The 14325-nt window shown below is 63.5% G+C and carries 11 protein-coding genes; 5 read left to right on the plus strand and 6 right to left on the minus strand.

Going from position 1 to position 14325, the window contains the following annotated elements; translation table 11 throughout:
• Positions 1–205: 205 nt before the first annotated feature.
• The 5 genes from EJ075_RS11135 to EJ075_RS11155 all read right to left on the minus strand — a co-directional run bounded on the left by EJ075_RS11135 (position 206) and on the right by EJ075_RS11155 (position 6458).
• Positions 206–667, minus strand: coding sequence for a MucR family transcriptional regulator (locus tag EJ075_RS11135; protein ID WP_095485124.1), 462 nt, complete (start codon positions 665–667; stop codon positions 206–208).
• Between the two features lie 148 nt (positions 668–815).
• Positions 816–1520, minus strand: a complete 705-nt coding sequence (locus EJ075_RS11140) for an ROK family protein (RefSeq protein ID WP_126104382.1) — start codon at positions 1518–1520, stop codon at positions 816–818.
• A 17-nt stretch (positions 1521–1537) separates the two neighbouring features.
• The gene (gene zwf / locus EJ075_RS11145; RefSeq protein WP_095484948.1) at positions 1538–2914 is read right to left on the minus strand and encodes a glucose-6-phosphate dehydrogenase; all 1377 of its coding nucleotides are present in this window, start codon (positions 2912–2914) and stop codon (positions 1538–1540) included.
• 16 nt (positions 2915–2930) lie between these two features.
• Positions 2931–3947: a phosphogluconate dehydrogenase (NAD(+)-dependent, decarboxylating) gene (gnd, locus tag EJ075_RS11150; RefSeq protein WP_095484949.1), complete on the minus strand. Its 1017-nt coding sequence runs from the start codon at positions 3945–3947 to the stop codon at positions 2931–2933.
• 99 nt (positions 3948–4046) lie between these two features.
• Positions 4047–6458, minus strand: coding sequence for a glucan 1,4-alpha-glucosidase (locus EJ075_RS11155; RefSeq protein WP_126104383.1), 2412 nt, complete (start codon positions 6456–6458; stop codon positions 4047–4049).
• A gap of 208 nt (positions 6459–6666) precedes the next feature.
• Between EJ075_RS11155 and EJ075_RS11160 the strand changes: the two genes are divergently transcribed.
• The 5 genes from EJ075_RS11160 (at position 6667) to EJ075_RS11180 (ending at position 13467) form a co-directional block, all read left to right on the plus strand.
• Positions 6667–7680 carry an ABC transporter substrate-binding protein gene (locus EJ075_RS11160; RefSeq protein ID WP_126104384.1) on the plus strand — a complete coding sequence of 338 codons (1014 nt, stop codon included), beginning with the start codon at positions 6667–6669 and terminating at the stop codon, positions 7678–7680.
• A gap of 49 nt (positions 7681–7729) precedes the next feature.
• Positions 7730–9199: a sugar ABC transporter ATP-binding protein gene (locus tag EJ075_RS11165; RefSeq protein WP_095484952.1), complete on the plus strand. Its 1470-nt coding sequence runs from the start codon at positions 7730–7732 to the stop codon at positions 9197–9199.
• A gap of 1 nt (position 9200) precedes the next feature.
• A complete protein-coding gene (locus EJ075_RS11170) occupies positions 9201–10181 on the plus strand; it encodes an ABC transporter permease (RefSeq protein ID WP_095484953.1) in 981 nt (326 codons plus the stop codon).
• Positions 10182–10184: 3 nt separating this feature from the next.
• Positions 10185–11132: an ABC transporter permease gene (locus tag EJ075_RS11175; RefSeq protein WP_126104385.1), complete on the plus strand. Its 948-nt coding sequence runs from the start codon at positions 10185–10187 to the stop codon at positions 11130–11132.
• Between the two features lie 265 nt (positions 11133–11397).
• A complete protein-coding gene (locus EJ075_RS11180; RefSeq protein WP_126104386.1) occupies positions 11398–13467 on the plus strand; it encodes a 3-hydroxyacyl-CoA dehydrogenase NAD-binding domain-containing protein in 2070 nt (689 codons plus the stop codon).
• 33 nt (positions 13468–13500) lie between these two features.
• Here EJ075_RS11180 and EJ075_RS11185 read toward each other — a convergent pair whose 3' ends face one another.
• Entirely contained in the window at positions 13501–14313 is an 813-nt protein-coding gene (locus EJ075_RS11185) for a LuxR C-terminal-related transcriptional regulator (protein WP_126104387.1), read from the minus strand.
• Positions 14314–14325: the final 12 nt, after the last annotated feature.

The raw sequence follows: 14325 nt of genomic DNA on the forward strand, positions 1-14325 counted from the left end.
CCACAGCGCTTTTTAGCGCAGTTCGGTGCGGGGCGCGCGCAAAAATCGGCTCTGGATCAAGGGTTTCCAGGTGAGATTGGCGAAATACTTTTCGAAGGCGTCCTTCTCCCCGTCACTATACGGGGAGAAGTGCCCGGCAGGGCGATGAGGGGCAGCGCAAACCTGAAGCGATCAGGGAGATGTCTGCCGGGCTTCGAACGGCGTGTCAGACCGTGGCCTTGGGCTTCCTGGTCTTCTTGACGGGCGCCGGCGGGGCGGCCTTACGGCCGAGGCCGATTGCCTTCGCCAGTTGCGAGCGCGAGGCCGCATAGTTGGGGGCAACCATCGGATAGTCGGCCGGCAAGCCCCATTTGGCGCGGTAGGCGTCCGGTGTCAGCCCGAAATGAACACCGATATGGCGCTTCAGGGATTTGAACTTCTTGCCGTCCTCAAGGCAGACGATGTAGTCCGGCGTCACCGATTTCTTGGGGTTGACCGCGGGGATCAGCGGCGCTGCCACCGGAACGGCGGGTTGTCCGAGTCCACCTATCGACGCGCTGACGCTCGCGATGAGATCGCCGAGGCCGGAAGCGGGCAAGCGGTTCTTCTCGACGTAGGCGGACACGATGTGAGCGGTCAGCTCGAGAAGGTCGATGTCCTTGCGGGCCTTGTTGCTGTCGTCGGTCAATCTATTTTCTCCGTCCGTGGGGGTCATAGAGTTCCTAGTCGGCAAATCTGCGTAACGCAATGACGCCGAGCCACGTCGCACATTATTTTGAATAACAATACTAACGGCAGGGTCGGTTCAACAGGTCTGACCCCAAACCGCCATAATATCAGATAATCAGGGATTTGTCGCGCCACAGTCGAAACCCACCTTCGAAGGCGCGTGTGTTGTCGCCGCGCCTGCAACCGGCAGGCAACTCGTCGAGTTCGTCGACATTGCCGCCGCCGATGACCACATAGTCAGGCTGCATGGCGGCGCGAAGCCGCTCGATGACGTCGAAGACGTGCTTGCGCCATTTCTTCCTGCCGCGCTTCTCCAGGCCGCGTTCGCCGACATAGTCCTCGAAACTGCGGCCCTTCTTGTAAGGAAGATGCGCGAGCTCCATCGGCTGGGCGACGTTGTCGACGATCATCGCAGCACCCAAGCCTGTTCCCAGACCCAAGAACAGCATGCGCCCACCCTCGTAGCTGCCGACGGCCTGCATCAGTGCGTCGTTGATCACCTTAACCGGCTTGCCGAACTGTGCGGCAAAGTCGAATCCGACCCAGCCCTTGCCGAGATTGGCCGGGTCGGTCAGCGGCCTGTTGTGATGCACCGGTCCGGGATAACCCATCGAGACGACGTCGTAGGGCAAGCCATCGGCGAGCGCCTGCACGGCTGCGACCATCTGCTGCGGCGTCAGGCCGGGTCCGGAATCGGCCTTGCGCTCCTCGCCGCCGGCGCTGGTAAGGATCTTGACATGGGAGCCGCCAATATCGATCGCAAGCACGATCTTTTCGCTGTCCTGTGCCGGCTTTTTCGCCACCTTGGCCATTGCGTCGCCTCTCCAATTCATTTCGCCGGATTGATCCAGCCGTTCGGCGGTCCAAACCCGGCCATCGCATCGGCAGGCCCCCATGTCCCCGGCTCATAAAGCGGGGGCGGCGTGGTGTCGCCAAGCACCGGGCCGACGATCCGCCAGGCAAGCTCGCTGGCGTCTTGGCGGGTGAACAACTGGCCGTTGCCGTTCATGGCATCGCCGATCAGGCGCTCATAGGGCGGCATGTCGTCCTTGCTGTCGTCGAGCGCGGTCAGCTCGACCTGCTCGCCGATCATGTCGTCACCGGCGGCCTTGCGCTGGGCGCCGATCGAGATCGCTACTTGCGGATCGATGCGAAAGCGCACGTGGTTGGCGTCGTCGGGCTTGATCGGGTCGAAGACGTCGAGCGGCGGCCGCTTCAGCCGCACGATTACCTCGGTGGCGTGCACCGGCATCGATTTGCCGGCGCGGATGAAGAAGGGCACGTCCTGCCAGCGCCATGTGTCGACGAAGAAACGCACCGCCGCGAAGGTCTCGACCGGCGAATTCGGCGCCACCCCGGGCTCCTGGAGATAGCCTTTGAATTGGCCGCGCACGACATCGTCTTTGGTCAGTGTCCGGATTGCCCGCAGAACCTGCACCTTCTCGTCGATCAGATCGTCAGCCGAGCGGCCAACGGGCGGTTCCATGGCGAGCAGCAACAGGATGTTGAGCAAATGGTTCTCGATGACGTCGCGGATGCAGCCGACCTCGTCGTAGAAGCGGCCGCGGCCTTCGACGCCGAAATCCTCGGCCATGGTGATCTGCACGCTTTCGACGAAATTGCGGTTCCAGATCGGCTCGAGAAAGGAATTGGCGAAGCGGAAATAGAGCAGGTTCTGGATCGCCTCCTTGCCGAGATAATGGTCGATGCGGAAGATCGACTGCTCATCGAATACCAGATGCAGCACCCGGTTCAGCCAGCGCGCCGATTGCAGATCGTGGCCGAAGGGCTTTTCCACCATCAGGCGCGCACCCTGGGCCGCACCCGACTGCTCCAGCCCCTGGATGACCGTCTCGAACATGGTCGGCGGAACCGCCAGATAGTGCAGGGGATGCTGCGCGGTCCCCAGCACGCTTTTCAGCTTCTCGAATGTCGCAGCGCCACGGTAGTCGCCGCTGACATAGCGAAGCAGCGAGGCGAGTTTCGCGAAGATTTTTTCGTCGACCTTGCCGGTCGCCTTGACGATGCCGTCGCGGGCTCGCGCCTGCAACTGCTGCAGGTCCCAGGCGTCGAAAGCGACGCCGATCACCGGCTCGGTTAGCGTGCCCTTGGCGACCATGGCGTAAAGTGCGGGGAAGATCTTCTTGTGGGCGAGATCGCCGGTTGCCCCGAAAAGCACCAGCGTATCGGACCGTTCCAGGCTCATGAGCGTGTCTCCCCCGTCACGAGCCGGCCTTCGGCTTTTCGACATGGCCGCCGAAAGCGTAACGCATGGCGGATAGCAGCTTGTCGGCGAACTCGGATTCGCCTTGCGAGGAGAAGCGGTCGAACAGGGCTGAGGACAGAACCGGCGCCGGCACGCCGGTGTCGATGGCCGCCTTCAGCGTCCAGCGGCCTTCGCCAGAATCCGAAACCCGGCCGCCGAACTGCGTCAGCCCCGAATCGGCCTTCAACACGCCCGCCGTCAGATCGAGCAGCCAGGAGCCGATGACGCTGCCATGCCGCCAGACCTCGGCCACCTCAGCGATATCGATGTCGAACTGGTAATATTGGGGATTTTCCAATGGACTGGTTTCAGCATCGGCCGTCCGCTGCCGCTTGCCCGCATTGGCCGACTTCAAAATGTTCATGCCCTCGGCATAGGCGGCCATGACGCCGTATTCGATGCCGTTGTGGACCATCTTGACGAAGTGGCCGGCGCCGCTTGGTCCGCAGTGGAGATAACCGAACGGGGCCGTTCCGGCATCCTTTCCCGGAGCAAGTGCCCCGGCATCGGTGCCCGGCGCCAGGGTCGCGAAGACCGGGTCGAGATGCTGGACCGCGCTGTCGGGGCCGCCGATCATTAGGCAATAGCCGCGCTCGAGGCCCCAGACGCCGCCGCTGGTGCCGACATCGACATAGCTCAGGCCTTTCAAGGCCAGACGCGCTGCATGGTCGACAGCCTCGTGATAATAGGAATTGCCGCCATCGATGATGATGTCGCCCGGCTCCATCAATGCGGCCACCTGATCGACGATTCGGCCGGTGATCGCCGCCGGCAGCATCAGCCAGGCGCTGCGCGGCTTGGTCAGCTTGCCGACGAACTCCTCCATCGACGCCGCTCCGATCGCGCCTGCCGTCACAAGGGCTGCGACGCTGGCCGGGTTGATGTCGTAGACCACGCATTCGTGACCATCGCGCAGCAGGCGCCGCACCATATTGGCGCCCATCCTGCCCAGTCCCATCATTCCGATCTGCATGTTTCTCGTCCTGATTCTTGAGGGATAGAAGACCTATTGGCTCTATTGTTGGAGCATGGTCTTTTCCGAAAACCGGGTTCCACTTTTCGGGATCATGCTCTAATCCAGCTTGTCGATACCGATGGAAAAGTCGACATTCTCCCAACGGCCGGCATCGGACCAGAAAAAAGTAAAGACGATCGTATTGCCCGGCGAAACATCGGCAACGGGCAGATCCGTGAGATGGATGCCGAAGGCATTCTCGGTCGTCTCGGCGTCATGGGCGGTCGCCCAATTGTCGCTGCTCCAATGCACCACCGCTCGGGCCAGCAGCTCGACGCGCAGCATCTTGCCGGCGGGCAGGATGCGGACCTTGTGGTTGAAGCGCCATGTCCGGCGCGGCGACACGGTCCTGTCCTCGATGTAGCGCTTCACGCCTTGCTGCGGCATGTCGAAGACGGCGCCGTCGCTCAGCGAACGCAGCAGCTTGATGTGCTCCGAATGCGCCCAGACCAGCGGCATGGCGCTGCCCGATGGTCGGCCGCGCCACAATTCCCTTTCCGGCATGTCGGGACCGTCCCAGACCTGCTCGGGCAGCAGGCCGCCAGACCCGGCCGAGGCCTCGAACGTCTTCAGCAGGCTCGCCGCTCTGTCCTTGCGCCCCGCCGCCAGCTCGTAATGCGCGCGCTCGCCGGTGAGCAGCGGCCAAGCGCGACCCTGCCCGGTCCCGTCGAAGGGCGCGCCGTCGGCGTGTTCGCCATAGCCGTCGCCGCTATAGCGATACCAGACAGGCCCTTGCGGCAGGTCGCAGCGCAGCCGCGCATCGATGACCTTGATCGTGTCGACGATGCGCGGATCGTCGGCGGCCCTGAGGCCGAAGCGGACGAGCGCCAACGCATCCGGGCTGACGATCGCCTCGGCCGGCCGGTCGCTATCGCCAGGCGGCCGGTTCTTGATTGGGACATAGCCGTCCTTCGGTGACGCCGCGCCGGCGGTGTCGGGCGGCGCAATGCGGACGTAATAGCCTTTGACGCCAACCTCTTCGCACAGCGGAGTGCCCGTGACATAGGTCCAGCGCTCGATCTGATCGTTCCAGACATCGGCGGTTTCGCGCAGATAGTTTGCCGGCTCTGCTTTGCCGCAAACGTCGAGCATATCGGCCGCGGCGAGCAGCGCTGCGATCTCGACGGCGAGCGTGAACGGGCTGTAACCGGCATCCTCTTCCCAGCGGTCCTCGCCGGTGACGGGACCATTGCGCACGACATAGGAAGCAGCGCGCTCGATCATCGGTATGAAGGAGAGCAACGCGGCGTTTGTCAGGTGCCCAGCGCGGCGCAGCGCGTCGGCGAGCAGCAGCGGAAAGGCGCATTCGTCCATCTGAATGCCGGGCCAATAGGCTGACCCGTCGAGCCAGGCATTCTGCGGCCAATGGCCGTCAGGCTGCTGGATGGAACGGAGATAGGCGAGAATCTCAAGCGCTTGCGCCGGATCGCCGGCGGCCAGGAAGCCGCCCGCGGTTTCGACCAGGTCGCGCGGCCAGACCAGGTGATAGCCGCCAAGATCGTCGTCGCCCATGCTGAAGCCCCATGGGATCGACAGGCTGGCGACGGCTGCGCCGGATTTCGCGGACGACCGGTGCGCTGCCAAAACAGCCGTGCTGACGCGATAGGTGTTGATCCCGGACTCTGCATGGCGGTCGAGCGGAAGCAACCCTTTCTGCCATTTGCGCCATTTTTCGACATAGACCTCGGCAGCGGCATCGAAGCCTTGCTTCAAGCTGGTGGAAGCAACCCCCGCCGCCTCTTGCGGTGTTGCCCCAAAACCCAGCGCCAGCAAGACATTTGGGTTCTCGGCCGAAAAGCCAATCTCCCCTGTCAGCGCTACATTGCCGTTCTCTGCCCTTTGATAAGCCGGATCGAACCGGCCGTCACAATGGAGTCGCTGCCAGCCGTCGGAGGCGCCGACATAGCCGGCCGAGCAGGCTCCCCAAGGCAGCGACGAGGCGAGCGCCAAGTAAACACCACGCCCCGATGCAAACAGGACAGGCTTTCCCTCGTATTCGTCGACCCAGGCGGTATTGCCCATGCCGGCGTTGACCAGATGCGGCGCCAGCAGCGCGTAGACGCGGTGATCGGCAACCGTGCCTCTCAGCAGCGTGAAGCTGATTTCCTGCAGCAAAACGGCACGTTCCGGATCCGTAATGATCCGCTTTTCGATCCGGTAGGTGCCATCAGCCGCTGTGTTGACCAACCTGTAGGCGGGCACGCCGTCCTCGAACGGCTCGATGCTGTGTTCGGCATCGCGCTTCTCTTCCGAGAAATAGCCGCCCGGTCCGGTGACGACCAACCCCATGTCGCGCGTGCAGGCGCTGTCCAGGCGGGGATAGTAGATCTCGTTGAGGATGCCGTGGCTGACCGTGAACCAGATAGGGCAGGCCGGCGAAAGCGCGGTGCCGACGCCGCTCTTGGCGCTCGAGGTCCAGCGCGCCGCAATTCCGGGTGCGCCCGGCGCATCAGTCGGCGTCACTGCCATTCGATTTCGGCCTCCAGACCCTTCCCTAGCCCATGACCCAAAGGCTTTTCAATCATTGCACCGCAAGTTGATCACCAACTCTGCGTGGATTGCAGTTGACAGCTTGCGAGCCATCTGCATTTGTCTGACAATAGATAAAAAACAGGGACGCGAATTTTAACAACCATCAGCAGTCAACAAAGATCAAAAACTCAGGGAGGAGTATGACATGAAGAAAATGCTCGTTTTGGGGGCATTCGCGGCGATGCTCGCGTCAGGCACCGCACTGGCCGATACCAGCGACAAGAAGATCGCCTTCTCCAACAATTATGCCGGCAATTCGTGGCGCCAGGCGATGCTCGACAGCTACGCCATCGTCACCAAGAAGGCGGTCGAAGACAAGGTGGTCGCCGCTGCGGACATCTTCACGACGGCCGACAAGGAAGTGCCGACCCAAGCGGCCCAGGTCCAGAACCTGATCCTCCAAGGCTATGACGCCATCGTCATCAACGCCGCCTCGCCGGACGCGCTTAACGGCGCCATCAAGCAGGCCTGCGACGCCGGCATTGTCGTCGTCTCCTTCGACGGCATTGTCACCGAGCCTTGCGCCTACCGCGTGGTCGTCGACTTCAAGGACATGGGCAAGCAGGAAGTCGAGCAGATGGCCAAGTTCCAGCCCAAGGGCGGCAATCTGCTGGAAATCCGCGGCCTTGCCGGCACGTCGATCGATGACGCCATCCATGCCGGAATTCTGGAAGGCGTCGCCGCTCATCCCGAGTTCAAGATCGTCGGTTCGGTGACCGGCGACTGGGATCAGACCACAGCACAGAAGGCGGTCGCGACGATCCTGCCGTCGCTGCCGGAAATCGTCGGCGTCGTCGATCAGGGCGGCGACGGCTATGGCGCGGCACAAGCCTTCGCCGCCGCCGGCAAGCCGCGCCCGACCATCATCATGGGCAATCGTCAGGACGAGCTGCAATGGTGGAAGGAACAAAAGGACAAGGACGGCTACCAGACCTGGTCGGCCTCCATCGCGCCGGGCGTATCGTCGCTGGCCTTCTGGGTAGCGCAGCAGGTGCTCGACGGCCGCACCGACATCCCGCATGATCTTTTGGTGCCATACCTCGCGTTCACCCAAGATGATTTCGAGGCCGCGCTGCCGAAAATCCCCAAGGGTGGTGTCGCCAGCCACGAATACACACAGGAAGACGCCATCGCGGCGATCAAAGCCAACATCAAGTGAGCATGGCACATCCAATGCCGCACGCGTTGCCGACCGGATATCGCTAGGGATGCCCGAGGCCGGCGCAGACATCATCCGGCTGGACGGCGCCGAAAAACATTTTGGCGCCGTCCGTGCCCTCGCCGGCGTCGATTTCCACGTCGGTGCCGGTGAATGCGTTGGTCTCGTCGGCCACAATGGTGCGGGCAAGTCGACGCTCATGCATATGGTGGCGGGCACGCTAGTGCCCGACAGCGGCCAGATCGCAGTGCGTGGCGGCATCGAGAACAATTATTCGGTGCCGCGCGCCCAACAGCTCGGCATACGCTGCGTGTTCCAGGAACTCTCGCTCTGCCCGAACCTCAGCGTTGCCGAGAACACGCGTATCAACCACCCGGCATTGCGCGGCCTCGGCTGGCGACGCAAGGCTGCCGATCTCATCACGGCCAAGCTCGACGAGATCTTCCCGGACCACAGCATCTCCGCCTCCGATATCGCCGGCGACCTCTCCATCGGCAGGCGGCAGATGGTCGAGGTGGCGCGTGCCTTCACTGTGACGCAGGATCCGCTCGAACTGGTCATCCTCGACGAGCCGACATCGTCGCTCGACGCGCATACGGCCGGCCAGCTGCTGGCATTCGTCCGGCGCTTTGTCGCCGAAGGCAAGAGCTGCATCCTGATCTCGCATGTCCTTGGCGAGGTGCTCGGGAATGCCGACCGCATCGTGGTGATGCGCGACGGCAAGGTCGTTGCGTCAGATGCGGCAACGGCTTTCGATCGCGACAGGCTGGTGACGACCATGGGTGGGGCGGAAGCGCGTGAGAAGATCGCGGCCGAAATTGCGACCCAAAAGCCGGAGACCGGCCCGTTGCGGGTCCGGGCCCGCCCAGCGCGGCAGCAGGACGGCAACGAGCTTGTCGCGCATGCGGGCGAGATCATCGGCCTTGCCGGGCTGGCCGGCCATGGGCAAACCGACCTGCTGCTGGCGATCTTCGCCGCTGCGGCGCGCTCTAAAACCGGCATAGAGGTCACCGCGCCGGTAGCGCTAGTGGCCGGTGACCGGCAGTCGGACGGGATTTTCCCGCAATGGTCGATTGCGCAAAACATCGGCATCCGCTCGCTGAAGCGATTGCGCAACGGCCTGCTGATCTCGCCGCAGCGCGAAGCCGAGCTCGCCGACTTCTGGCGAGGGAAAATCGGCATCCGCACTCCGGACATGAACAACAACATCTTCTCGCTGTCCGGCGGCAACCAGCAGAAGGCCTTGTTTGCCCGGGCGCTCGGCTCCGACGCGAAGATCGTGCTGATGGACGACCCGATGCGGGGGGTCGATATCGGCACCAAGCTCGAGGTCTACGACCTCGTGCGCGAAGAAGCTGGCCGCGGCCGCACCTTCCTCTGGTACACCACGGAAACCGAAGAGCTCGACAATTGCCACCATATCTACGTCTTCAAGAACGGCCGGATCGTCGCCAATCTTGGGCGCGACGAGCTGACGGAGGAAAAGATCATCCAGTCCTCGTTCGGCGACGCGGCCTGAGATGACGGCAGCACCTGTCGAGACCGGCCTCAAAGGTTCCGCCGAGCGTGACAGGCTAGCGCGGGCGCGCCTGTTGCGCAGCCTGCTGCCGGCTTTATCGCTGGTGCTTGTGCTGCTGGCGATCGCGTGGCTCAACCCGCGCGCCATCAGCTATTTCGGCTTCAGCCTGATGCTCAATTTGGCGATCCCGATCGCCCTGGCGACGATCGCGCAGATGTTCGTCATCGCCGGCAACGAGCTCGACCTGTCGATCGGCACCTTCGTCGGTTTCGTCGGCTGCGTCACGGCGACGTGGCTGAAGGACGCGCCACTGGTCGGCATCTTGATCCTGCTCGGCTCGATCGGTGTCTACGCGCTGCTCGGCGCGCTGATCCATCTGCGCAACCTGCCTTCGATCGTGGTGACGCTCGGCATGAGTTTTGTCTGGCAGGGGCTCGCCATCCTCATCCTGCCGAAGCCCGGCGGCAAGGCGCCGGATTGGTTGCTGTCGCTCATGGCTTTCAAGCCGCCTTTCATTCCCTTTCCGATCATTGCCGCGCTGCTGATCGCGGCGGTCGTTTATTTCGGACTGATGCGCACCTCCTATGGCGTGATCCTGCGCGGATCGGGCGGCAATGCCGCGGCACTCAGCCGTGCCGGCTGGTCGCTGCTCAAGACCAAGATCATCCTGTTTGCACTCGCCGGCCTGTTCGGGGTGCTGTCCGGCATGGCCTTGATCGGCATCACCACCTCGGCCGACGCCAATATCGGCAATGGCTACACGCTGCTTTCGATCGCCGGCGTCATCCTCGGTGGCGGCGAATTCGTCGGCGGCCGGGTGTCGCCGATCGGCGCGGTGATCGGCGCGCTGACGCTGGCGCTGGCCGCGTCGCCACTGCTGACCTTCATGCACATTCCGCCCGATTGGCAGGTGGCCGCCAATGGCGCCATCCTGATCATCGTGCTGGCGGCCCGGGTGCTGATCAGCCGCAGGGAGAGGTGAGCGATGGCATCGTTGCGATTGCTGCTCGCCAAACCGTGGATCTGGTCCTTCATCGGCGCGCTGCTGGTGTGGTTGGCGACGATTGCCTTCACCGGCGGATATGGCGGCGGCGGCATGATCACGGCCGCACTTTCGCTCGCCGTCTTCACTGTCATCGTCGGTGTCGGCCAGATGTTCGTCATCACGCTCGGACCGGGCAATGTCGACCTGTCGCTGCCGGCCAACATCGGCCTCGCCAGCGCCGTCGCCATGAAGGTGATGGACGGCAATGATTCGATGATCGCCGTCGGGCTTCTGGCGGCGCTGGCCTGCGGCATGGCGGTCGGTGCCGCCAACTATCTCTTGATCTGGGCGTTGCGCATTCCGCCGATCATCGCCACATTGTCGGCGAGCTTCATTATCCAGTCGATCGACATCAGCTATGGTCGCGGCTTGCAGATCAAGCCGCCGCCGGGCTTCGCCAGTTTTACCAACTGGCAGATTCTGGGCATTCCGGTGCTGGCGATCCTCACCGTGCTGTTCACCATCGGCGCTGCCATTGCGCTGCAGCGCATGATCTATGGCCGTTCGGTGCTGGCGATCGGCCAGAACATCCGCGCCGCGTGGCTGGCCGGTATCAATGTCGGCCGCATCCGCTTCCTCACCTACACGCTCTCGGGCGCGCTCGGCGGCCTCGACGGGGCGCTGCTTGCCGGCTATTTCCGCGGGGCCAATGTCGATATCGGCAACGAATACCTGCTGGCCTCGATTGCGGTCGTGGTCATCGGCGGCACGTCGGTGGCCGGCGGCAAGGCCAATGTGCCGGGTGTCTGGGGCGCGGCGCTGTTCCTGGTCCTGCTCCTGACCATGCTCAACACGTTCGGCGTCAGCGCCGGCGTCCGGCTGCTGCTGACCGGACTGATCATCGTCGGCGTCATCACCGCCGCGGGCGGCCAGAAAGCGCTGCGCTGATCACACCTTCGTCATCCTCGGGCTTGACCCGAGGATCCTGCCGTGACCCTCGCCGAAGATTGCGGCGGGTACGGATTCTGCACCGCTGCGGCGCTCTGATGTCACGGCATGGATCCTGGGGTCTGCGCCGCGTCGCTTCGCCCCTTGCTCCGCCCCAAGATGACGATCGCTGCGGCGGTCTTCCGCGAAAACATCCGGTTCCCATCCAGGCATTGGCCCTGTAAATCCCTCGGCATTGTCGGCGTCATCATTGCGAGAGGTTTGCTTGTCCGATTTCGTGAGCGTTACAAGGGATGGCCGCATTGCCGTCGTGACCATCGACAATCCGCCGGTCAATGCGCTGAGCTTCCATGTTCGCGAGCCGCTGATGCAGGCGCTTGTCTCCTTGCGCGACGAGCCTGATGTCGCGGCCATCGTCATCGCTTGCGCCGGGCGGACCTTCGTTGCCGGAGCCGACATCACGGAGTTCGGCAAGCCGGTGCAGCAGCCGGATCTGCGCGCCATCATTGCCGTGCTGGAGACCATTGCCAAGCCAACGGTCGCCGCTATCCACGGCACTGCGCTCGGCGGTGGCTTGGAACTGGCGCTTGGTTGCCATTTTCGCGTTGCGGATACCGGCGCCAAGCTCGGCCTGCCGGAAGTCAAGCTCGGCTTGCTGCCGGGCGGTGGCGGCACGGTTCGGCTGCCGCGTCTCGTTGGCGCGCTGAAGGCGCTCAGCATGATCGTTTCGGGCACGCCGATCGGTGCGGCAGAGGCGCTCGCCGCCGGGCTGGTGGACGCCGTCTTCGAGGATGGCCTGACTGCGCAGGCAGTTCGTTTCGCTAGCGAAATGGTTGGCAGGGGCGGACCGTTCACGCCAGTACGCGACCGTGACGGCCGTCTCGACCGGGCCGAATTGCCTGAATTCGATAGGCAAGCGGCGGAGCTTGCCAAAAAGGTGCGCGGGCTCGAAGCGCCGATCGCCTGCGCGCAGTCGGTTCGCAACGCCATCACGCTGCCATTCGACGAGGCGCTGGCGGCGGAACGCGAACTGTTCGTCAAACTCGTTGCTGGTGACCAATCGCGCGCTCAGCGCCATCTGTTCTTCGCCGAGCGCGAGGCGACGAAGGTTGGGGCTAAAGATATCGTCAGGCGCAAGATCGCGCGGGTCGGCGTCATCGGCGCCGGCACGATGGGCGGCGGCATCGCCATGGCGTTCGCCAATGGCGGGTTTCCTGTGACCCTGCTGGAAACGACGCAGGAGGCACTAGAACGCGGGCTGGCGACGATCGAGAAGAACTATGCCGTCTCCGTCGCACGCGGTTCCCTCAGCGAAGCCGCCAAGCGTCAGCGCCTCGGCCTGTTCAAGGGTTCCACCGACTATGGCGACCTTGCCGATTGCGACCTGATCGTCGAGGCCGTGTTCGAGGAGATGGCGGTCAAGCGCGAGGTGTTCGGCAGGCTCGATGCGGTGGCCAAATCAGGCGCGATCCTGGCCACCAACACCTCCTATCTCGACGTCAACGAAATCGCCGCCTCGACATCGCGCCCGCAGGATGTCGTCGGCATGCATTTCTTCTCGCCGGCCAACGTCATGAAGCTGCTGGAGATCGTGCGCGCTGAGAAGACCGCGCCCGATGCGCTGGCGACAATCGTCGAGCTGGCGCGGCGGATCGGCAAGGTGCCGGTCGTCGTCGGCGTCTGCCATGGCTTCGTCGGCAACCGCATGCTGGCCGCGCGGGGGTCGGAATCCGAGGCGCTTTTGTTGGAAGGGGCAACACCGCAGCAGGTCGACCGGGTGTTCACCGATTTCGGCTGGCCAATGGGCCCGTTCCAGATGGGCGATCTCGCCGGCCTCGATATTGGTTGGCGCAACCGCAAGGCGCGGGGCCAGACAGCCGCGATCGCCGATGCGCTATGCGAGCAGGGACATTTCGGCCAAAAGACCGGCCGGGGTTTTTATCTCTACGAGAACGGTTCACGCGTACCGGTTCCCGACCCGGATGTCGAAGCGCTGATCCGTGCCAAGGCCGCCGAAAAGAGGATCGCCCCGCGCACGATTGGTGCTGACGAGATCATCGAGCGCACGCTCTATCCCCTAGTCAACGAAGGCGCGAAGATCCTCGAGGAGAAAATCGCCGCCCGTGCCTCCGATATCGATGTTGTCTGGGTCAACGGCTACGGTTTTCCTGTGGGCAAGGGCGGGCCGATGTTCTGGGCCGGTCTCGAAGGGATCGACAAGATCATCGGACGGCTGGACCACTGGCACGAGCGGACCGGCAAGGACGTTTTCAAGCAGGCCCCCCTGCTCAGGCAGATGGCTGAAACCGGCTCCTGGGAAGGCGCTGCCAGCTAAACTGCTTGAGCGAGGCCATTTCGAAATCGTGGATTACCGAATCCGCGCGTCGATGATCTCGACGAAACGCGCGAAGAGACCAGCCTGCGATTTGATCTTGAGCTTGCGATAGATGTTGCGGCGGTGGACCTTTACGGTTCCCGGCACGATGCGCATCGCCCTGGCTATCGATTCCGTCGAATGGCCCTGAAGCACCAGATCGACGACATGCTTTTCGCGCGGCGTGAGCGAAAGGCTCTTCCAGATATGAGCACGCTCGAACTCGTTGACCGGCGCAATCGCCTCGTCCTGCTTCGTCGCTGCCGGTTCGTCGGCCGGAAGGGCCGGCCAGCGCAGCCTGGCGAGACCGATCACCGCCGGCGCCATGTCGCGCAGCAACCTGGCATCGGCGGTTCCGAATGGTCCCGAAGCATGCAGTCGCATCAGCGAGACCACCAGCGCGTCCTTTCCCTTAAGCGGCACGAAGAAACCGACCTCCTCGGCCAGCTTGGTCTGGCTATAGTAGGAGCGATAATATTCGCTGGCGTAGAAGCGGTCCGGCGCCAGCTCGCGCATGCGCCAAAAACCTTCCTTGCGCTCGACCGCCGCGTGGTGGAACGGGTCGAGCAGATAAGGCCCTTCCTGGTAGAGCGCGACGAAGACGTGGCTTTCGGCCGGCGAGAACGTCTCGAACAGCAGCGGCGGGCGCGAGGCGCCGCGATAGCCGAAGATCACACAGTGATCGAAGCTGACATGCCGCCGGAGCCAAGCGACCATCGCCTTGCCGAAAAGCTCGCCGCTCGTCTCCCGTGTCGCCGCGATGAGCGCAGCGAGCTGATTGTATTCGTCGCCGCGCGATCCGCTCAATTTATACCCCTT

It is taken from the genome of Mesorhizobium sp. M6A.T.Cr.TU.016.01.1.1 (genome assembly GCF_003952585.1).
Lineage (GTDB): Bacteria > Pseudomonadota > Alphaproteobacteria > Rhizobiales > Rhizobiaceae > Mesorhizobium > Mesorhizobium mediterraneum.